Consider the following 24,145-nt stretch of genomic DNA (forward strand, 5'->3'; position numbering starts at 1 on the left):
TGATCCCGCCGCCAGCAATTCTCGGATCTGTCATCGACCTGTGGACCCCGACCACGGCGTAGCCCTCGGTGGACCGTCCGGTGGTGGTGGGGGTGCGAACGCCTCGGGTATCCGGCATCCGCTTTCGGCGACCTCCGCGCGCAGCAGGGCGAGATCCTCCGTCCTTCTCGTCCATATCTCACCGACGTCCATCCTGAGCGATTCGCGCATCCGGCCCGAACCGGTCACTCCCCAGACGGCGAGGCGCATTCCCCCTTCGGTGGTCTGCCGCACGAAATTCTCCGACAGCAGCTGGTACGGGATCGCGAGACCGGTAGCACCCGCACGACGCGCATTGTCGATGATGGCGTCGATCTGCTCGGCCCCCGGCCGCAGCGCGCGAGCCATCCACCCGGTGGCGCCACGCATCCCCATGCCGACGACCGTCAGCGTGTTGACCATCGCCACGCGCTGCCAGTCCGGCGCCAGCTCGGCCCCTGCCGTCGCTACCCGGAGGTCGAACGCGTGCAACTGCCCTCGGATGCCGTGCCGCCGCAGCGTGGCCGCGATCGCCGCCACCTTCGCCCGGATCTCCGACTCGGGCCAGGCGGGCCCCGTGGGCAGTTCCACCGCCAGCGCCGCATCGGCGTGGGCTGCCGACCGGCAGATCATGTCGAGGGCCGCCATGTCCCCGGCGGCCCGGCCCACTTCCACGACGATCGAGTCCACTCCGAGGACCAGCGCGTCGGCACACGCCCGCCCGGCATCCGCGAGCCCGTCCTTGCCGAGTCGCACCGCGAGTCTCGGCCCCACCCGCGTTCCATCGGACGAACCTACCGCCGCTCCTGCCGCTTGCGTCGCACCCGACCGGGGGCTGCCGTCCCCTTCGCTGACCTCTCCTGCGGCAGGTACCGGCAGGTCGCGGCGCGAGCGGTGATCGCCCGGTGTGTCGAGTGCGGCGTCCAGTTGCGGCGCACGGCGATCACGGGCCGCGTCGACGACTCTCGCCCGAATGCGGTGCATCGCCGTCGGATTGTCGACAGTGGGCCGGTGCTGCTCGGTGGGCACCTCGTCACCGCGCCCGGCAAGGCACCACGCCGCGTGCCGCAGCGACTCCGTGGGCTGTGCGGCGCCGATCAGCGAATACTGCAGGTACTCGCCGTGGCCGTCGAAAGGAGCCAGCGAATACGGGAATCCGCGTTCGGCGCGTACTCGGGTCGCGACGATGTCGGTGGCCGGATCGGTTCCCAGCCCCAGTGGCCCGTCACCGAGCAAGCGACCGCGCGCATCGGGCGCGTCCCCGCCGAATCCGGTGACCGGGTCGTCGGACTGGGCCAGCACCCAAGTGCGGCGAGCACTGGCGTCCGTGGCGCTGTCGAACCGGCGGCCGCGCCCGGGCGAGCCCATGACCACACCGTGTTCGAAGACGCCGTCCAATCGGCCGCCGACACCGCCTTCGGCTACGACCGGAGTCCCATAGCTGTATCCGAGCTTCGACATTTTCGCGCCGGTTACCGCGCGCAACGCCAGCACGTCGCGTGCGAACAGCCTGCCACCGGCTTCTGCCAGTTCGGGCCTGGAGGCCCACGCTTCCTTGTAGTTCGCGGGCGCCTCGTAGCCGATCCAGCACACCACGGCGACCTTGACGGAAGGATCCGCCCGCACCAACTCCTCGTACAGATTCCGCGCACTTCCCAGGCGGGCCGGCGCCGACTGCAACCGCGTGTTGACGCCGTCCACGTACCAGACCACGTGATCGGCGTCCTCGAGTCGGCAATTCCCGATGACGAACGTGCCGGACCCGTTGCCCCCGAACGCCTCCGGGTCCAACGCCACTGTGGCGACGACCGGCGGGGGTATGTCGCGGTGCACAGTGACCGAACGGGTGAGTGCCTCGCCGACGGCGTACAGGTTCCGGAAGACCTGGCGCTCGGCCCGACTGGCGTTCTTCCTGCCGCGTGCATGGATAGCGGAGGCGGTGGTGAATCGCCGATAGTCGTTCGCATAATTCGCCACCTCGGACGGAAGTCCTGGGGCATTACCGACTATCCGGGGGTGGATCGCCACGACCGCGCGTTGTTCGTCGCGGTGCAGCGAGTTCCACCACCTTTTGTTCTCGATCGCGAGTCGACCGGCCCTCGTGAAGTCGTCCGGCAGACCTCTATGCGACAGGATCTCCGGCCTCGCCCCGGGGCCGCCGCGCTTCTCGATCGCGCTCCGGGCGAGGGCGGCGTCGCCGGCGATCGCGCGCAGTGTGGGCGTGCCAGTGCGCGGATCACGCGGCAGGATATCGGCATAGACGAATCGGGTCTGCTCATCGACGTTGCGTTCTATGCATTCGGTGAAGTGAAGCCACCCGTTCTGCACGGGGTCATGGCGCGCGACTCGATCCGGACGACCCGCCAGGATGCGGCCCATATTCTCCAGCGACTCCGTCGGCGCCTTGGTGCGGTCGTCGACATACAGCAGGAATTCGTCATCGATCGGCTTTCCCTCTTCGAACGGCTCCTTTTCATATCTCTGCGCCCTATCGCGCACATCCTTCAGCACGGCGTTCGTACGCCCCGCGTCGCCTTTCGGGAACCGGCTCGTGAATTGGATGCCCGGCACATCCTCGGCTTTTCCGGAAGCGCCCGGCCTGGACGCGATTCCGTAGTAGACGTCGGTGGACGACGCGACATCCGCGAGTGCGTCACCCATCGTCCTCAGATTCGATTCGCCACAGACCACCACCGCGTCGGTGGTACGGGCGACCCATTCGTGCGCCAGAGCCTTCTTCGCGGGCCGCCCGCCATCGCCGTACACCACCAGCTGGCGTTCGGGCCGGACCGCCGGATGTGGCGCGGAGCCGGTGACGACGTCTGCGGACACGGCCAGGTCACCAGCCAGTCGGTGACCGTCGGTCCCGGACCACACCACGACCCGGACCGGGCGCTGCGGGTTCTCCCGTACCGCGGCCTCGTAATGATTGCAAGCCAACTGCATTCGCTGATCGAGGCGGCGCAGATCGCGGTCGGTGCCGTCCACGTGCCAGGCTTCGGCGACGGGATCCGCGCTGCCGAAGGAGATCATGATCGAGCCGGCGCCCGGGTCGTCGGTGTCGAACCGCTCGAGCAGCACGGTCGGTGTGGGCACTCCTGGCGTCTCGACCGTCGCGGCCCGCTGGCCCGCCCGGATCAACAGGTCCTCGACATTCAGTAGACACTCCCGCAATGCCCGCTCCCGGCCGCTCAACCGGGTCGTCACCGCCGCGGTCTCGAGTGCCATCCGCGTTTTCGCGTATGCCCAGCGATTGGCCTGGTCGCGCACACCTTTGGGAAATCCGCCCGCTTTGCCGACGAATTCCGGCCACACTCGCACCAGCGCCCGCAGCTCGTCCACGCTCAGATTCCGCGCCCGACGCGCGTTGCGGGCCGCGTGCTGCGCGCATTCCTCAGCGGCGGCCGCCGCGCGTTCGGCGGTGGATCGCCGCCACCGGTAGACCAGATCGTCCGGGCTCGCCCCGGCGCCCCAATGCTCACGCAACACCCGCTCGGCCCGCATGCGCAGCTCGGCATCGGGCGGGCTGTAAGTGGGCAACCCGGCACGCGCGTCGACCGGCCCGATGAGAGCGGCGGGCACCTGCGCTCCGGCACGCGCCGTTTCCTCCGGCTCGTCATCCCTCGGACGGTTGCCGATGAAGCCGTCCGGCCCGGAGTTTCGTCGCCCGTCGGCGCTCGCGTCGGGTTCCCAGCTGAAGCGCGGCCACGCTGTCGATGGAACCGACCCATCGGGCGCATCGACCGTGCCCGCGCCTGGCTGCACCGGCGTCTGCCGACCCTGGTCCGGAGGCGACGGCAGCGATGCCGCCGACTCCGCCCGCAGCGTCGGTCCCTCCTGGGCCGAGGCCGGTGGGTCCGAATCGGAGTCCGACGGGCGACTGCCGATATAACCGCCCGGTCCCGCCTCGGGGCCGACCACTCGGCCGCTCAATTGCCGCCGGATGAGGCTCAGCAAACGGCGGCGGCTGCCGGCATGCAGTTGCGCACACCACTGCGTCAGCACATCGCCGGGGTACACGGGGGCGTAAGGCTGCTCGAGCAGACGCCACCGGCCGGACGGGTCCTTACCGACCGTGACACGCGCCGACATCACACCCAGTTCGAGCACTTCGCTGGAGCGTTCCGTCAACGGTGTGGGTTGTTCCGATATCGGCATGGGGCCGACGACATCGTCGGGGGCTTCGAGGACGATTCGGCGCAGCGCGGCCATAGCGCTGTGCGGATCGTCGGGCTCTTCGGCCCCGGGTGGCCGGCACCCCTCCTCGACCGCACGGTCGGTCAATATGTGGCCGTTGAACGTCGTCGTGTAGGACGAGTCACCGGCGCCCCTGAACACGCTCGGCGGAAGCGTCGCTATCCACCGCTCGAAGCTCGGTCGTTTCGGTGTTCTCCCGGGTCTGGTCCCCGGCTTGTCGAGCGCTCCCTCGCGGCACAGGCGCAGGTACTCGTGCAGCAGCCGGCCCGGAATCCGTTCCCGGCTCCGATCGGCGTCCTCCGGCCGAAGATGCTCGCCGCGCACCTCTCCGTCGGTCTGCAGCTTCACGCGGTCGTAGGCGATCGACAGGCGGCCACCGTGGCGCGGGATCGTGTCCAGCAGGTCCGGGCGTTCGGTGAACAGCTTGCGCAGGACCCGGCCGTGCCCGTCCATGCTCGCGACTGTCAGGCCGATCGGCTTGCCGTCCTGGTCCATCTTGACCGCCACCTGCGGGTGTCCGTCGATCGGCGACGTCCGGGGCGATCGCAGCGTCTCTTCGATCCGCGTGCTCGATATGGCGGCGTCGATCAGCTCGACCAGTCGCGTCGGCGCACCCGCGGCGCCCTCGGCCCGCTCCCACTCGTCGAACGCGGCGGTCCATCGCCGGGCGTCGGGCCGTCCTTGCACCCATGCGGCCGCGCCAGGGAACGTACGGCGCCAATTCTTCTTGTTGAACGGCCGCAGGGCTCGCGATTCCCGGCTCGGTGGCACTCGAAGCTCCCCGGCGGTCGCCGGTGGTCGCGTCCACGGGCCTGGCCCGAACTCGACACGTACCGTGTGCGACCAGCTCGCCAGCATCGTGTCGCTGATGTCCGCGATAGTCGTGAGTTCGACCCCGCTCATCTTGGCGTCGCCGCGGCGCGGCTGTGACAGCAGCCAAGAGCAATCGGCGCCGAAGGAGAGCACCGAGGCGGAACCAGCCCCGCGATCGGCTTCGCCGTCCGCCACCGCGACGTGCATCAATTGCTCGTCGCCGCCCGGCACGACCGAGCCGAACCACATCACGACGTCACCGCGCTGGGGACGTGGCGCCGTGTCACGGTCGGACACGAGTTGCCGTCCGGCCGGGACGAGAAGGTCGGGCAGCTCGCGCACCCAGCGCCGAGAGAAGTCGTCAGGGTCGGCCCAGTCGTAGATCGCACGGGCCTGCTCGCGGCCGAGTACACCGGCGGCTATGGCGGCGTACACCACCATGTCGATGCAGCTGATCGGCAGGTCCGGGGCCAGAACGGGAAGCTGTTCGTCACTCGACCAAGCCCATTCGGGGAAGAGGCCGTCCGGCTTCAACTGGCACCAGTAGATCGTGTCTCTCCGGGTGAGGCACCCGAGCAAGAACTCCACGACACGGGGCGACGCGGCTGCCGCAGGTGAAGCCGTGGCGCCGGGCACTTCTCCCTCGTCGCCGACACCCTCGTGGGCATCCCGGTCCGAGAGTCGTGACCATGGCGTCGTCCCCGGCGTCTGCTCCGGCGCCGGACCGCGCGCGGGATCGCCCGGTCCGGGCGGTCTGCTCCCGATGAATCCGCCCGGTCTCGTCGTGCCCTCGCCCGGTGCCAAATCGCCGGGCGACACCGGTGGACTCGGCGGCTGATCCGGCTGCGCCCTCGCCGTGCTCCACGGTGTCGGCCGGTTCCGCTCGCTTGTGGTCGCGTCGCCGGGTTCACGATGGTCGAACGCACCGCGCAACCGGGCGGCCGTCTCGGCGAGGAGCTCTGACGCGGCACCGACCCCCAATCCCAGCCGCTCGGCGGTGCGAGCCAGAGACCGTCCTTCGACCAGATGAAGCGTGACCAGCTGCTCCGCAGTGGCGGGGTCGGCCAGGTCGGCCAGCGCGGCGCGAACCGTCATCGCGAATTCGGTGTCGGAGAACCCCGCGGGAGCCGGATCGGCGACGTCCCGTTGCCGCGCGCCGTCCTTGCCGCTGATCGGCGCATCCAGCCGCAGCGCGGGCCGAGCCAGGATCTCCCGGGCCAGCGCGACATCGGCCACCTTCAATCCCGTTTCCCGCGCGATATCGGTGTCCTCGAGCGCCACCCCAGCGGCGACCATCCTGCTGATCTGCGCTTCCACCGTGCTCACGATCTTGCGCGTGCGGTTGTCGAGATCGGGGAACCGGAGCGCGAGACGGTACCGGAACACCGCTGCGCGGCAACTCGCCCACGCATGGGCAGCGAACGACGCGGACGGAACATGGCTGGTTATCGCGCCCAGCATTCCGATCCAAGCGGCCTGTACCGCGTCGTCACGAATATCCCGAGATTCGCGACGCGCCACCGCATTCGGAACCCACGCGAATGTCTCGGAAATCTCGTCCTGTGCCGCCCTTTCTTCAGGCGAACCGACCCGAGCCACCACATACCGCTTGAACAGTTCTTCTTCGTCTCGATAGCCGGACCGCTCGTAGCGATCCGCGTAGAAGCGCTCGACGACCTCCAGCAACAACTCGCCACCGATGCCCTGGGCGTGACACAGTTGCCGCATTTTGCGCAGCCGCGGGCGATAGCGATCGTTCTCGATACTGGAAAGAGTGCTGCGCGGCATCCGGGCTCGACGTGCGAGTTCGGTGACCGACATCCCTTCGTCATGACGTAGCGCCGCGATCCAACGCCCCAGCGATTCGTGGGCAGCGGGATCGATATCGGCGGTGATATCCGGGTAGAAGTCCCGTACCGCCTGGATCAGCGAGCCACCCGAGACGCTGAGCGCCCGGCTGATCTGCCGGAACGTGCTCAACCGCGGACGTCGATTCTCGGTCTCGATCTGTGCCAGGTACTTCGTGGACAGACCGGTCACCCGAGCGAGTTCGGCGCGGCTGATGTCCCGGTCTTGCCGCAGCGCGGTGATCCACCTGCCGAGGTCGTGTGCCGCCGATTCGAGGTCGAGATCGATGTGCGGATAGAAGTGCCGGGTTGCCCTCCGCAGCAGTTCGTCGTCGATCCCCATTACCTCGCAGATGCGCCGGAAAACCGCGAACCTCGGCACGTAGTTCCCGGTCTCTATACCGGAGAGATGACCCCACCCAGGCCCGATCGCGGCCGATAGCTCGGTCCCGGTCATATTCCGGTCGTGCCGCAGCGCCACGATCCAGCTGCCGGGTGACGCGGGATCGTGCGCGTGCGGATCGAGACCGAGTGCCAGATCGGGATAGAAATGGTGTGTGGCGGTAGCGAGGAGTTCCGGCGCGACTTCCAGTGCCCGGCAAACCCGCCGGAAGATAATCGAGTTCGGAGTGTATTTTCCGCCCTCGATCCCGGCGAGATAACCCGCCGACGTGCCCGCGGCTCGAGCCACCTCGGCCTGGGTCGTATCCCGGTCGTGCCGCAGCGCCGCGATCCAGTTACCGGGTGCGGCGGGATCGTGTGCCGCCGGATCGAGATCGAGCACGAGATCCGGATAGAAGCTACGCGTAGCCTCCGCCAGCGCCTGCGGTCCCACGCCCAGCGCCCGGGCGATTCGGTAGAAGACGTTCGGGGGTGGCCGATCACCGTTCTCGATCTCCCCGATCCGCGTCGGGGTCACTCCGACCGCGCGTGCGAGGTCCGCTCTGGTCATGCCCCGGTTGTTGCGATGCGCGGCAACCCAGCCACCCGGCGAATCATGCGCGGCGGCGGCGGTTTCGAGTTCTACGTTCGGATAGAACCGCCGGGTGGCCTCGGTCAGCGCCTCTGCCTCGATTCCCAATGCGCGGCAGAGCTGCTGGAAAGTGCCGAGCGACGTCCGTCGTCCCTTCTCGATATTGGACAGTGCGGCATTGGTCAGGCCAGCCGCTTCCGCGACGTCCTTCTGCTTCCTGTCCTGTTCGAGCCGCAACGCCTTCAGCCACGCGCCTCGCGCGACGTCCAACGACGAATCGGACTGCTCCCGGGGACGGCTGCCGATGAATCCGGGCGGACGGTCGTCCACGCCCGTCGTCGCCGCGCGTGCGTGCGGGCGACCCGCCGCCTCCGAATCACCCACCGTGCGCAGACCGCGTTGGAGCGCTCCTGCGAACCACTCGACGAAGTCCGGCTGCCGCCTCGACATGGCCTGCAGATCGATGTCGTGCGGCAGGCGCAGGGGCCGACCGAAGGCGAAGGTGAACACAGTCGCCGCGAATGTCCGAATCGTCGCGTCGCTGCCCCGCGTCATCAGCGGTGCCTGGAACAGCAGATAGACCGCGTTGGCGAGACGCCGCAGCAGCTCCGGAGACGGTTGCGGGGATCGTTGGCCGAGAGCTGTGGCCAGTTCGGCCAGGGCGGCATCGAAGATCGTCCGCTGATCGTGGGCCCGCGCGGTCTCGATCACGAACCGGTCGTGCTCGAGTGCGTACAGGACGTTCCCGTCGACCCGGGCGCCACCGGGCAATTCGACGACGTTTTGCAATACCGTGCTGCCGGGCGCCTCCGCGTCCATCCGATTCTTGACGAGACGGCCGATCGCGAGCGTGGTCCAGAAAGCCGGTGTGCCGACGCCGCCGTGCCACTTTCCGGTCGATGGATCGCGGCGAACCCCGGCACGCAGACCGGTCTGGCGGCCGACCATGTCCATATTGGGCGCGTCGTCGCCCAGCCTGGTGCGGAAGTAGTCGGGATGGCTTTCCCCGTGCTCCCCCACCACGTTCGGGTCGCGCTCGGCGGCCCAGACCTGCCGCATGTAGCGCTGTTGCGATATCCAGAAGTACAGCTGTGCCAGCAGTCTGCGACGCGACTTCGGCGCAGTCGCCGACTCCCATCGGCTGACAAGCTTTCCCAATCCGCGATTGGCCACATACGCCTGCCAGAGCGAGAACAACCGCAACGCCGCGTTCCTGCCCGGATCGTTGCTCCTCATCCGCAACCCCGGCACCGGGAAATGCTCCCCACGAAGCGGTCCCCGCCCGTCGCGCACCGCCTCGTTGAGGAGACGTACATCCAGGTCCGCGGTGATCTGCGGTGCCCGACCGGCGGTGACGTACTCGTGGATCACCCATTGCGGCGTGCCCAGCGCAGCGCCGTGCAGGTCCGTCTCGGCGAACCCGACGGCGAGGGCCTCGTATTCGCGCAGCTGGGCCTTGGTTTCGTCGACGAAGGCGTACGCGGGCAGTCGCGCGAGCCAGGTCTGCTCGGATTCCCGGATCAGGCCCAGTTCGTCCAGCCGGGACCAGGTCTCGTGCAGCACCCGCGGCAGGCGCGGCGACAGCAGCTCCACGGCATCGATCGCGTGCACGAATTCGTGGATCGCATCGTGGTGGAACGGTCTGTCCCCGACCGGATTGAAACCGCGCTCCCGCAGCTCGATACCGCGTTCGACAGTCCAAGCCGGCCTGCTCGCATTGCGCAGGCTGAACTGTATCCCCAAAGTTCGGAAAGTCGATGCGGAGTCGCGCTGGGCGAAGGACGCGGCGCCCGCGTTCTCGTTACCCAGGTAATCGATCCACAGTCCCCGGATATTGGTACGGCCCGGGAACCTGGTGAACATCTCGTCCAGCGCGCCGAGGATCTCCTCGACGACGTGGGCGGGAACATCCGGATGGTCGAATCCCACGATCGCGATGTGCGGGTGGTCGAGAGTGAACGCCTCGACCAGCCGCGCCTTGGTCTGCGCTTCGACGTCGAGCCCGGCGCGATGCAGGTCTTCGGCCGGAGTGCGCGCGGCGCGCCACTCGACCTCCGCCAGCGCGTCCATGTACCGGCCGTGGATGTGATGCAGCGCGGCTTTGTACTCGCCGGGGATCGGAAGATCCGAAATCCACGATTGCAGGTATGCCACCCGCTCCCGGATGGTCGAAAGCTCCGGCCTGGGTATGCCGTGGTGCTGCCACACCTCACGGCCGTCGATGTGCCGCACGAACCTCGCGGCGAACACACCGGTCGGCGTCGCGAAGATCGCCGACGGGGCGCGCCCGCCTCTCACCTCGTCGTCCGGGCCCACACTCCACTCTCGCGCGCTGCGGTTCGTCCTGGTCACCGCGTCGAAAAGACCGAGTCGCCCAGCCGAGCGCGAGCTGAGGATCTCGCGGTCCGGTGTTTGCCCGCTGTCGCCCGGCTGCCCAGGAATGACCTCGCGATAGACGGTGTCGTCCTCCAGGATCAGGCAGGTACGGCCGACCGGCGCGTCCATGATCTCAGCGACTTTCCGCTGTAGCACCTGCTCGAGAGCGGCGACAGGATCGGCGTACGTCTCCGCGAACACGCGGGTGCCGTTGCCGAAGGTCACCGACTCGACCCGCACCCCCGGCGCATCCTCGACCAGCGAACGTTCCACTGTTCCGGACTGCCTGCCCGCGAGCACCAAGTCCTGGAATTCGGGACGCGCGGACGCGCCGTCTTCCGGCGGGCGACTGCCGATGAATCCTTGCGAACCGCGCGCACCACGGCGCGCGATGGTGTGGTCGAACAGTACGTCCTGGTCGCGCACGGCGGCGGGGGAAGAGTCGCCGCTCGACTGTTCCGTCGTGCGCACCTGCTGTCCGGATCGGCCGGGTGAGAACATGGCCGATTCATCCCGCGAGGGACTGCCGGGCCGAGGCGTGAATTCATCTGGGCGGCTTCCGATGTATCCGTCGAATCGGTCCGGTCGGGTGGGCTGATGTCCCGGAGGGTCACTGTCGGCGGTCGTCGTTGCGCCGATGCCGGGGAGTACAGATCCGACCGCGGCCGTCACCGCCGGGGCGAATTCGGGCAGGGTCGCGATCCGATCGGACTCGCCGTCAGCCGACCGGCGGCTCCCGGTCCTAGCGGTCCAGTCGGAGAGGATGTGGTCGGTGACGACTCCCGCGACTGCGGAGGCCAAGAGCCGGGCGGTGGGAACGTCGATCTCCTCGACCACCTCGCGGAGGTGCGCGGCCAGCATGGCGCGGTGCCGGTCGTGCGGCCGGTGTGACCCTGGGCCGGGCGCGAGCAGGTTCAGGTGCAGCACGCGAGCCTCGTCCGGATGTGCGGCGAGGGCGGTGAGGTAGGCGTGGATGGCGGTCTGCAGCCGCGAAGCCACGTCCGCCCCCGCGGCGTCCGGCAGTGCGGCCCGGGTGGCGATCCGCACCCGTTCGACGGCCACAGCGCAGGCGGCCTCGAAGCCGGTTCGCTTGTCGGTGAACAGTTTTCGGTATGTCTGGTGCGACACTCCGGCACGCCGCTGGACAGTCTCCGGCGACATCTCGGTATAACCCTGTTCGGCCGTGACCGCGATCAGGTGCGTCAGGATCTGTTCGCGCTCATCGGGTTCCGCCTCTTGCGCCGAGCGGCTGGACTCTCGGCGAGATGGCTCCGCGGCGTCGGCCGGGCTCCCGGGCACGGCGGCGCCCACGGCCGCGGTCGTCGGGCCGTTGTGAAGCAGATCGACGAGACTTCGGCGCAGGGCCGGCGCGGCGGTGTCGTCGCCGGTCACGGCCCAGTCGGCGAGCATGCCGTAGACCGCCGCCGCCAAGGCGCGGCGCTCCGCCGTCGGCGTGATCGGTTCCCCGAACACGGTCGCGAGCGTGGCGGCGATTCCTTCGACCATGCCCACGATGAGCTCGGCGCGCGCTCCCGGGTCGGCGGCGAATCCCTCGACCAGCAGCAGGCGCGCCGTGGCCGGGCGTGCGGCCAGGGCGCTCACGAACGTGCTCACCGCGGCGGTGACACGGGCGGCGCGGTCGGACGCCGGCATCGCGCCGACCTCGTCGACGACCAGTTGGTTCAGATTGCTCAGGGCCAACCGGTGCGCATCGGCCAAGGCGCTGTGGGTGCTCAGGAAGTGGTCGCGGAAAGTGTCCCGGGAGATCCGCGCACGGCGGCAGACGTCGTCTATGCCGGTCGCGCCGAATCCTTTCCCCGCCACGGTAGCGACGAATGCCCGCAAAATATTCGCACGCGAACCATACTGCCGCGCAATACTTCTCGTGGACGGATCGAACAGCCACGCGTCGGTCTCCGCCGCAGCGAGCCGGATGGGCAGCGGGTCCCGCGCGGGTGCGAACTCCACGACCGTGCCGCCCATGACGGCCCGCCGCATCGCGGGATCGGTCTCCATCGCGTCGGCCACGGCGAGTATCCGCTCGTAATCGGTCTCCTCGCCGCGCGCCACAACATGCCCGTTCTCGATCGCCACCTCGGTCCGCGACGGCCGGATCGCCGGGCGGGGGTGCGGATCGGTGTTCAAGGCGGCATGCACGAGCATCTTCGCACTGCGCTTGCCGGTGAACGGTCGCAGCAGTTCCTGCAATCGGCGCGCGGCCGCCCACGCACCGGGCACGTCGTCGAACAAGGAGTCCAGTGCCGCGACCCAGAGGTCGCTCTCCGGCGCCGCCCCGAGATGCTGTTCGACGACATTGAATCGTGCCGCCAGTTCGCGGTACTCGTCCAGTTCGGCGAGGAAACGGCCGACTCCGCTGGACGACGGGACCACGACCGGCACACCCTGCTCGATCGCCTCGGTGGCGACCAAGCCGAATCCCTCGGCGCGCGACGGCATCACCACGACCGTCGCCGAACGGATGTCCGCTTGCAAAGTGGCACGATTCGACGTCTGCGGAGCCACTTCGACCGCATCCGGGTCGCCGACGAGCCGGACCAACTCGGCGCGAGCGGACTCGAGGCCGCGCTCGGGATAACCCCGCACCATCAATCGTGCGTCCCGCCCCCGAGCCCGCAGCTGCCGCACCACGCGGGCGGCCGCCGCGACACCTTTCAACGGGTCGTCCGCACGTCCGAACAGCAGAATCCGGGCCGGATCGCCCGGCGCGGGAACCGGCGGCTGTTCGGCCATCACCAGACCCGGCTGGAGTTCGTGCACCGAGCCGTGGCCTGCCATGACCGCCGAGGACAGCGCGTCGGCGGCGAGCACCGGGCCCAGCCCCGTGACCAGGTGTGCGCGCCGCGCCAGATAGACGTCGGCCGCGACCTTGGCGCGGCCGCGTTCCGGATCATTGCCGAGGGTTTCCCGCAGCATCGGCGTCAGATGATTGACGCGCACGAGTCGCGCGGCAGGATACCGTTCCTCGGCCGCCAGTGCGGCGGCGAGACCGCTGGCCGCATCGTGCACGATCACCAGATCCATCGATGGCGGCAACTCGTCCCAGTCGGACAGCATCCGCTCCCGCATGCTCGCGAACGGCCCGCTTTCGCGATGGCCGATCACCGTCACGCCAGGAATCCGGTGTGCACTCCCCACCTCTCCCGCCCGGACGATCACCTCGTGCCCGGCCTCCGCCAACGCTCGGCACAGCGCCACGTTCAACGTCGCCATGCCGGTGCTGTCCGTGCCCCACTCGCCGACGCACACCAGAATCCGCTGTCTGGTGAAGTCGAGCCGGAGACTGTGCCAGACCTGCCCCTGCGGTAGGGCGTCGGCGGTCTCGACGTCGATGCGGCAGTCCACGTCGGACAGCTCGCGGCGCAGTTCCTCCCGGGTCACACCAGGAGCGGGATCGGTGGCGTCCGGCCGGGTGTAGTCGAGTTGCGCGACCAATCGCGGCCGGCCGTCGGCGTCCTGGGAGGAGGTCACGACGATCACGGGAGCATTCCCGGTGTCGCGGGAACTGGTCGCCTGGGCCCTGACGAACTCCGTGATCCGCGGCAAAGCCTCGATGACGTCTCGGGACATGCCCGACGGGTCCGATCCGGGCAGGCGGGCAGCGATGGTGGCGGCGAGGACAGCGGAGTCCGAGGCGTGCGTGCCGGGCCCGACCACCACCTGCCAGCGGAAACCGCTGTACTTCTCGCGCATCTCGGCCGCGTGCGAGCGGGCGTCGCGATAGGCGTCCAGCGGCGTGTAGAGCGAGTCGCTCGCCAACCGGTCGGCGATCTCCCGGAGCTTCGCGGCGTGGTCGCGGCGCATTTCCCGGTTGGCAGGCAGCCACCCGTCCGGCGGCTGGTATCCGCTGTCGGGATGAGTGAAAGTGGCATTGCCGCGCAGGCGCTCGAGGAGGGCCTGACGCACGGTGATATGGCCGCCTTCCGGCGGCATGCGTCCGAACCAGTCCGCGAGCCGCAGCGCTTCGTCGACGTCGTTGACCCGAGCGCCCCATTCGGACAGGACTCGCCCGAATACACGCGCCGGGTCGAAGCGGCGCGACATGAGATCCTCGAGTGCCAGTTCGATGGCCCGCACGACCGCGTCTGGTTCCGACAGCGTCTGCAGGTCCGCGGCGGCGACCCACCGCGCGACCCGCGTCGCCGTCCGGAATTCGCCGTCGGTCATCGTCCCCCAGCGCTGCCGCATCTCCGCGACAGCCGCGGGTGAGGCGATCATCTGGGTTCCGGTCCGCTCGTCGAAACCGGTGCCGTTGACCGCGAATCCGAGCATCCGTGCGATGCTCGGGTCACAGCCGTGCGACAAGGCTCGGTCATGGAGCAACCGCGCCGAGCGCAACTCGTCGTAACCGTCGGGATTGTCGCTGCGCCGCCCGCCGCCGTAGACGAGATCACTCCACGCGTCGGCGACCATCGCCCAGACGATCTCGTGCAGGTCGGCGCCCTGCAGGACGCCGTTGTCCACGATGTGGCCCAGGTCCTCCGCGACGCCCATACCGTTGTGGTAGAGCGCCGCCACCCCGAACTCGCGTAGTTCCAAGGCGTCGTCGTAGAGGTTATTGGCGCGCCCGACGTCGGGATGGCCGTACAACGTCCGGTTGGCGAAAAGCCCCTCAGCCGCCAACCGTATCCCGCGCCGGATCTCCGGATCGGCGAGCTGCTCCCGCGGCACCCGCGCCCGCAAGATCTCGGTCACCTCATCGATTTCGCGCTCGATCACCTCGGCGGGCAACGGCGGACCCGCCGGGCTCAGCAAGCGTTCCTTGATCAGATCGGCTGACGCCCGGTCCTGGGTCTCCTGCGTCCAGGCATAGACGTCGGCCGGCAGAGCGACCTTCGATCCTCCTCCGGCAGGCTGCCACGACCGATCGGCCAGATCCTCGTGTGACACCCTGTCGGTCCCGACACCGGGCCATCCCACCGACACTCGGAACCGGTCGCGCGTCAACACCGAGGGCTGGTCGTCCTCCGGCGTCCAGCCTGCGGCCTCGCATTGCCGGTACAGCCACTCCGGGATCGACAGCTCGATGACATCCTGGTCATCCGGCGTATCCGAGCCCAATACCCGCGCCGCCGCCGCGCGTCCCACCACGACGCCGTGCTCGGCCAGCGACCTGCCGAGTTCGCCGACCACGGCCGGCCCGGACAATTCCGGCGTACCGGCCTCCGCCGTTGTCCGTGCGGCGCCTTCCGGGTCGGACGATGGCCTGCTGCCGATGAGACCACCAGGCCCCGTGCGCTGTTCCCGCTCGCCATGGGCGCTGTCCGGCTGGACGAGGTAGGCGCATCGGGTGACGTCGTATCCGTTGAATTCGGAATCCCCCGGATTCAGCCGTACCGGAGTCAGTTTCCGGCGCTCTGCGACCAGGTGCCCGAACAGCACCGGCCGATTCGTCGCGGCATCGCCGGCGCGGCCGTCGATGACGATGGCCAATCGGCGCCCCCGGGCGGTAGCGATTCCTTGTGCCCAAGAGGTGAATTCGCGGTAGAAGTCCGCGACGGAGACGTGGTTGATATACGTCTCCGACGGGTTGAGACCGCGCACGAGCAGAATGGGTTCGCCGGATGCGCTGGTGGTCTCGATGAGGAGGCCCGCCCCGGCCAGCGCGGTGCGGCCGGGGTCGTCGGGATTCCGGACCATGATGACGGCCGTCATATTCGGCATGGCCGCGGCGACCGAACGGTACTTACCCGCCCAACAGGCGCTGGCGATATGCCCGGAGAGTTCGAGCAGCGGACCCCGCGTCGGAACGAACTGCAGCTTCGTGGTATCGCTCGAAACTCCGACACCCTGGGTGCGCAGTATCGCTTCGTCCAGCGCCGCGATACTGGTCATCCGACGAAAGACGTTCGCGCCCTTGCGGTTCGCGAAGTAATGTGCGAACACCTGCTGGTTGGTGATGTGCTCCACGAATTCCCGGACCAGAATTACGTCCTCCAGGGTGGGTTCGTCGGCCCGGATATTCTCCAGTCGGTCCACCCATTCCGGGTGCCGGCGCATCGCCCAGGCGAAACAGATAGTCCGCAGATCGTCGTGCAATTCACCGACGCGAGCAAGTCGCTGAAAATTGTGTTCGAAATCCCGCAGGGAACGCAGCGCCGGGAATCGCTGCGCGCTCTCGGTCGTGGGTGCGAGGAGTTCCTGCATTTCCTGTGCCCGGGACATCATATTCCGGCGCGCGACGTCGTTCATGGGCGAACCGTCGGCCAGTGTCCCCGAGCGGATGGAACGTTCCAACGCCTCGACATGGTCGGCGATGCCATGGCCGAGCTTCCCGAGCAGATAGGTGAACGGTCGCGGTACGCCGGTCAGCGCCGCGCGCGCGTCCTGCAGATTCTTCGACAATCGGGCGAAGCGCGTCAGGAGGTCCTCGGTCCATCCCGGACCGGAGTCGGGGTCGCGCGTACGCAGTTTCGCGACCTCGAGCACGCCGCTGGGCCGGTATTCCTCGGGCATCGGTGCGATGTGGCCTGCCGCCGCCGCCCGATCGTGATTGCCGAGCAGTTCACGCAGGGACGCGATGCCGCGGGTCCCCCACCCCGAGGAGTCGTAGCGGGTGATGTCTATCAGCAGCCGGGCGAGGAACTCCGAAGACTGCACCTTGGCGAGGCTCTCCGCCGAAATGACCGCGCTTTTCACCTCGTTCACAAAGGAGCTCGCGATCTTGTGCAATTCGCGCAGGCCCGCGTCGCCCGTGTGCCGCAAGCCGAGCGCCTGGCGCTCGGCTCCCTGAGCGCCGTCCGCCAGCAGGTCGCGCAGACATCGGGCGAACTCCGGCGTCACCTCGCGGGTGAACTCCATCGCGGTGCGTATCGTCGGCGGACGCTGGCTGGGCGGTAGCTCGCCTACCTTCGCCAGGTAAAGGGTGAAGTCACCGCCCTGCGACCCCCGGAGGTAGATGTCTTCCACCTCGCGCAGGCGTTGCGCGGTGAAGGTCACCTCCGAACGAACATGTTCCGGGAGGTTCGCGATTTGGCCCGCCGCCAGGAATACGTCCGCGAACTTCTGCCGGACCCGCCCGGGAGAGAAATCCTCGAGATCGAGCAAGAAGTCCCAGGCTCGGTCATGGGCGGTCACCTCGTCGTCACTGGACGAGCCGCCGGCTATCACCCGGCTGATGTCACCGACCGCAATCGGTGACACATACCTGCCGAACCCGTCGAGCAGACGGCCGTCCACAGCGTCGGCCGGAATCTCCGCGATCCGGCCCAACTCCCGGCCGACGCGCTCGAGCTCGGCCGCGGTCGATTTCGACATCCTTCTCGCGACGTAGGGCGCGAAATGGGGGTTGTTACGGTGGATCTCACGCAGCGCGGCGGCTACTTGGGGCCTGACCAGGAACTCCAGAGCGTTGCCGATGGTGGCGCCGGTCCAGTGCGCGCTGCGCACCATTTCGAACAGAAGGACTTCCGACATCGGAGTCGAGATCACGTCCAGGATGTCGGGATGAGTGGTGAGGGCGACCCGAATCCGCTGCGTGCGCACACAATTGTCGAGCCGGTCGCGGTCGCCTAGGTCAGCGTAGACCTCGGCCGTCATGTCGTTGATCTCGAACTCGTCCGCGAGGTCGCGAAGATAACCGACGAGCCTCTCCTGCTCCTCGGCCGGTCGTCCGGCCGCCCGTCGGGTCAGCTGTTCGATGTCGTCGACACTCAGCGAGAGACGAGATCCGAGCCGCGCGATCGCTGCCGCGGCGTCCGCGGGTGCGGGCGCGGGATCGAACGACTCCAGCGCGGAGGTGAAGCGCTGCGCGAACTCGCCCTGCACCTGACGGTTGACGATTCGGACGTCCAGTTCGCCATGGGTCAACCACCGAGCGTCGGCGATCTGCCCCTCGCGGGCGGCCGCACCGGTCCGCTCGGCAGCCTCGACCGCGGCAACGCCGGCTTCCGTGCTGTGCGACCGGGTCGTCGCCCGCACATTCAGCGCCGCCGCCTCGCGCGCGGACGGCAGTCGCCACAAGGTCGGCTCACCGTCGCCGGGGGCATCCTTGACCACCAGGAACCGCTCGACGCCTACCGAATCGATATGTCTGGCCAGCACCTCGGCATCCGGGGAGGGGATACCGGGAAAGCGCTGCGCTACAAGCTCGGCGACGTCCTCGCCGGAGCGGCCGCCCGGATCCGCCAGTGGTCGGCTGCCGGTGGGAACGGCATCCTCACCTGACCGCGACACGGCCTCGGACTCCCGCTCGATTCCGGGGGGAGTGACCGCGCGGACGCTGTCCGGAGTCCTATCCGCACCCGGTGTGCGATGACCTGTCAGTGCGAACTGGCCTCGCCGCAGTGGCGGGGCACGGCTCGACCATGGCCCCGGCGGGGACGAACCGGGGTCCTGGGCGGAGAAGACGGGACGCCGCGCCGTGGGCAGAGGGGAAAGAGGTTGACCGGTACTGTCGAATTCGATAGCGAACACTCGGCGGTCCGCCTCGTCGAGCTGTTCGATATACGGTTGCTGTTCGCGCTGCCACAGTTGGAACGGAACGGCCCTGCGCAGCAGCGCGCGCGGCGCGGCCAGATCGGCGGGCGTGATCGGAGCCTCTCCGGGGGCGGCCGCGATGTCCAGCACGACCAGGTTCGGGGCATCGGCCCGGTCACTGTCGTTGACCAGCAGCACCAGGTGGCTTTCCACTTCACCCTTGTTCATCCACTTGTAGACCAGCGCCTGGCTACCCCCGGGCCGCGCCTTCAGCGATTCGGCGGCCTCGTCGAGCGCCCTGAATGTCCGGAAGTCGCCGCCGAAGGCCCGCTCCGTGTCCTCGGTGTTGTGTCCCCGCAGTGGCATGTCGGCGGGCATTTGGTAGGCGTGCTCGTTGCCGGGGTACAGCACTCGCATCATCGTCACGCCGTTGTTGACGCAGCTTTTCGGGCTGCGCTGGTGGATGGCGACGGCGAGGTCGAGCAGGGCGCTGACGGCCAGATAGGTCGATGCGGCGAAGACGAGGAGTTCGGTGGCCGTGTCGTCGGCGGTTTCGGCGGGAGTGAGCACGCGGGCGACCGCGTCGGCGAGCACGTCGCGGGCGGTGGCGGCGTTCACCTGGGTGGCGGGAACGTCGAGGAGTGCCGCCAGCTCTTCACGGGACGTGGCGACGGCGGCGCCGACTTGACGCACGCCCTCCGCGGCGGCGACCTGGCCGGGTTCCCAGCCGAGTTCGGCGGCCAGCCGGTTGCGCCGCGGCCTCAGCTGATCGAGCGCTTGCTCGTCGGTGAGGGCATCCGCCCGCAGCACCGCCGCGGGCGGGGCGTGGTCGAGGTGCTGGTTCAGCGCTTGCACCGCGGCGGAGGAGACACCCGCTCGTTCCAGCAGTCGGCTCAGTGGGTCGTCGTCATCGTCGGTGTCGGACGCGGCCGCGGCCGCCTGCACCGAGGCGGGGATCCCCAGCCACCCGGCCAGGCGCGCGAACCGGTCGCCACTCAAATGTGGTTGGACAGCGTCGAACTCGGCATGGACGGTCTCCGTCGCGGCACGGCGCTCGGCGGGGACGGTGTCCGAGCTGGTCCGGCCAGTGTCTTCCGCGACCTGGCCGACCTCCGCCGCAATATGGGCGGTGCCCGGCGCAATCTGAGGCACACTCGCAGCGAAGGTGGCCGGGGGCGAGACCGCAGCGGGGAATTCGGCGGTCGGGGGCGCGTGGGCCTGGTTGGCGCGGCGCATCGCGCGCTGCAGATACGCGCGGTCGGCCGCGTCGTTCTGCAAAGGGGCCGTCAGGCTGCGCATCTCCCGCTCGGCCGCGGCGACGTCGGCCGCGGTGGCCGCGACCTTCGCCCGCGCCGCCTGTACGGCCTCCCCCGGTCGCGCCGCATCCGTATCGACCAGGCGGCCGGCTTCGGCGTATTCGGCGGTGGCCTCGGCGTGCATGGCCATCGCGGTCCGATAGTGGGTGATCGCGACCCGCGCACCGTGCTGCTGCGCCTCGCTGTAGAGGCGGTCGGACGCGGCGACGTTGAAACAGAAGCTGCCGTTGCGGCCGTTGCGGCCCGCGCGCGCCGACCACTGATGGTCCTCGTCCGGATTGGTCGGCGAACGCCCCAGCATGTGCGCGTGCACCCCGCCCAGCTGATCGACCTCGTCGCTGATCGACACGTCGAAACCGCGGCCGAGCATCCCCGTGCCGACGGTCACCGCGCCGCGGACGCCCGCGGTGTCCTTGACCGCCAGCAGGTGCTCCTCGGCGGCGTTGTTGTCACGGTGCTCGGCGAACCACCGGGCGTCGATCGCGTTGTGTTCCACGCCGGCCTTGCTCAGCATCAACGAGAAGTTCCGAGCCAGATCGTTGAACGGGCAGATCACCAACACCGGCCGCCCCTCGGCCTGCAACTGCCGCACCCGGTCCACCGCGTCCCGCAGCTTCTCCGGCTCGGTGAGGAATATCCGATCCTGCTCCCCCACCAATTTCGACCGGCCGAAATCCTCCACCTTCGCCAGACCGCCCCCGACCGGGAAGTTCTCCTTGATCTCGGCCGCGGTCCGCTCCAGCGTGCCCGACATCAGGTGCAACTGTTCGTACCCGCCGAGGACGTCCTCCACGGTGACCTGTTTGGATCCCGTCCCATCCGAATACACCGGGGCGCCGAACATCGCCTCCACCATTTTGTGGCGGCCTCCGAACCACCGGCTCTCGGTGCCGATCTTCGGATCGCTGCGCGGCTTCCCGTACTCGTCGAGAATCTGTACCTTCTTCTCGGCATCCTGTCCGAAGATCTGGAAATCCCTGTTCAATTTCAATCGGCCCGCCTTGACGTCCAGGAAAGCGCGGGCCATCTCGATTTCCACGGCGGTGAACTTCCGCCCGGCGTAGCTCTCCCACAATCGGCTCACCGTGTCGAGGCACTGCTCGGGCTGCTCACGCAGCGACCGCGCCGTCAGAGTGCGGGCGGCCCCGACCTCCTCCGCCGACAGCGTCCGTGCCGCCCCGGCCTGCTGCGCTGTCAGCGGCCGATCGTGCATTGCCTGCTCGAGATGCACCGACAGGTCATCGGCCGCCGTGATCCTGCTGCGCAAGACGGCTTTCAAGAAGTCACGCACGCGGTAGACCCCTGCGGCCTCCACCTCCGAGGCGAGCTCGCGCTGCCCCTCGGACTGGTAGTGCACCGTCTGGTTGTGCACGAGCACCGCGTCCGCCTCGTCGATGGTCGCGGTCTTCCCCGGCGGCGGCCGGTCGAACAGTTCGGCTGTCGCGCGCTCGTCGTAGGTCATGTAGTACGCGGTCGGGCGATCCGGCGCTCCCTGCGGATTGTGCGGATCCCAGCGTGCGACCTCGTACCCGAGACCGCGCAGCATCGGGGCGAATTCCCGAACCCCCTCGTTGGCCAGCACCTCCGTCGTGGTGATCACGTGGTGCACCCGCACCGAGTCACCGCTCGCCAGCTCCACCGGCTCACCGCGCGACAACTGCCACAGTGTGTCCAGCGCACCGACCATGGACTTGCCCTGCCCCGTGCCCATCTGACGCATGAATCCGTGCTCGCCGAGCAGGAACGCCTCGATCTGATTCCACCGCGGCGTCTTCCCGGTCCCCTCGCGCACCGCGTCGATGTACCGCAGCAGCGACTCCGCCCGATCGCCGTGCTCCATCGCGTGCCTGCGCTGCTCCCACGACTCACCGGCAAGTTCCTCCTGCCGCAGCCGATACAACGCCAGCGCCTTCTTCGACGCGGCTTTGAACTGCGTCTGCTGCTCGGCGGTGAGGTCCCGCTTCGTCGCCGGGTCGGCCGACGGCAACCCCGCCAGCTGTTGTGCCAGCTCCTCCGCCGTGTGCCCGGGTGCGTCCGGCGCGGACGGGCGAGCGTCGGCGGGCAGCGCATCCTTGGAGTTCTCCAACCCCGGCGGCTCGTGCGTCGGCGGTAGGTCCGCGTGCTTAGGCGCCGTAACCCTGGGCGGGGCCTCGCCACCCGGACCGTTGCGGCCCGGGGTATTGCCCGCCTCGACCGGCGGATCGGCCTTCCCGTGCCCCGGCCCCGGACGTGTGACCGTCGGCTCGTGCCCGGCCGCACCGTCGCCGCCGGGAGCGCGAGCGCTCGGGACGCCACCGACCGCATGCGCGTCGTCCTCGCCGTGATCTGCCGATTGCCGCGATTCCGAATCGGGAGGGTCGCCGCCCGCGCCTCCCAGGGCGGCACCGGCAGCCGCACCACTCCCGACCTGCGCACCGGGAACACCTTCACCGGCATGCCCGTTGCCACCAGCGTCCGCACTACCATCGGTCTGACCATTGCCACCGCCGGCTCCACCACCGGCGAGGCCGTTGCCACCACCACCGGCGAGACCGTTGCCGCCATCGCCCGCACCGGGAGCGGCGCCACCAGCCTGCCCGGTACCGGCTTGCGCACCGTCGCCACTGCCGGTCTGCGCGCCGTCCCTGGTTTGCGCATTGCCTGGGCCACCGGCTCGCGCACCGCCGTCGTGCGCACCGGCACCGTCCTGCCCAGCGCTGCCCGCCTGCGCACCGCGACCGCCGCGCTCTCGATCTCCGGTGTCGTCTGCCGCAGGGTCGTCTTGCGCCCCGATCGAAGCCTGGCCCGGTCGCTCGTCCGCACCCGTCCGACCGTTCGCGTGGTCATCCGAAGCCGGAACCGGCTCACCCGATCCCGAATCGGCGAGGTGCCGCGCCGGGGCTCCCGCCCCGTCCGGTTCGTGCCGCCCATCGCCCGTCGGTCCCGGCGGAGCGGATGCGTAGAGGTTCCCTCCGAGTTGCGATGCTCCCGCGCCCATCGCGTGACCGAGTGCGGCCGAGTTCGCGAGCTGCGAGTCGGCATTGCTGTTCACCGGAGCAGGCATCAGCGATTTCGTACCCTCGGGAGCCCCCGCCAGCCGCAGCACGGCATCTTTGCTGAGACTCACCGTGGAAGGATCCGGAGGGACGTATGCTCCGCTGCCGTCGACCACCTCCCCGAAGGAAGGGCCGAGATTCGACTGGGGGCGACCGTGGACATCGACGACTCCGGCGAATCCACCACTGAGCAGCGACGCGAGGACGTCCTCGAAGTTCTCCGGCCAGCCCGTGATCAATGCCGCCGCACCGAGGCCGGTCCCCGCGCCCGCGAGTCCCTGCACCAACCCGAGCGCCGCGCGGCTGGACGCCAGCCGGGGAAAGACTTTGGGCGCCAGCACGCCCGCGGCCATGCCGCCCAGCGCACCCCCGGCGCCCGAGACTGCCGCGGCTTCGATCGACTTCAGATCGATACCCCTCGGGTTCTCCCCGTTGGGGCCCTTGACGCCCGAGTTCCGGTCGCCGGAGGCGACCTGCATCAGCTGTGCCCCGAGATCCACGCCCGCGGGCAAGGCGGCGGCCGTGCCGACCGTGAGAGCCAGCCGGTACGGCCCCATAGCCGACAGCCGGGCCGCCGTCTTCGCCGCACCCGCCTTGTAGGCCTGCTCCAGGCCGGCGCGCATCAGCGCGACTTTGCCTCGGCCCTCGATCAGCATCGACTCCACCAAGGGAGCCGCCGCGAGCTGTCCGGCCGGACCGGCCGCGGCGGCTGCCGAGATCGTCCTGATGATGCGCCAGCCCAGCTCGACGCCGAACGCGAACATCACGCACAGCGTTTTCTCCGCATCGTTGGCGGCCGCGTGCGCTTGATCGGCCAAGGCCAGCGCTTCCTCCCGCAGCCTGGCCGCGCCCTCGTGGTGCAGCTGCAACATCTCGCGCACTCGGTCACCGAGCGCGCCCAGCGAATCCTCCTGTGTCAGTAAAGTTTTGGCGTCTTCCGCATGACCGTTCATGGCGGCGGCCTTGGCTCGTAGTTCCGCGGCCATCCACCGCATCCCGGACACGTCGGCGCGCGGCAGGTCGCCACCGAAGACCACCAGTTCGATCGGGCGCCGCACCGGGGTGGGCAAACTCTCGAACAGTCTGCGCACCTCCACGACCGGGTTCAGCGACCACGAACCGTCCGCCGGCACC

At 69.0% G+C, this 24,145-nt stretch carries 1 protein-coding gene; it reads right to left on the bottom strand.

Going from position 1 to position 24,145, the window contains the following annotated elements; genetic code table 11:
* Positions 1–30: 30 nt before the first annotated feature.
* On the bottom strand, positions 31–24,144 hold the full coding sequence (locus ON27_RS37615) for a helix-turn-helix domain-containing protein (protein WP_043738635.1): 24,114 nt from the start codon (positions 24,142–24,144) through the stop codon (positions 31–33).
* Position 24,145 lies beyond the last annotated feature (1 nt).

This window comes from Nocardia asiatica NBRC 100129 (genome assembly GCF_000308415.1).
GTDB lineage: Bacteria > Actinomycetota > Actinomycetes > Mycobacteriales > Mycobacteriaceae > Nocardia > Nocardia asiatica.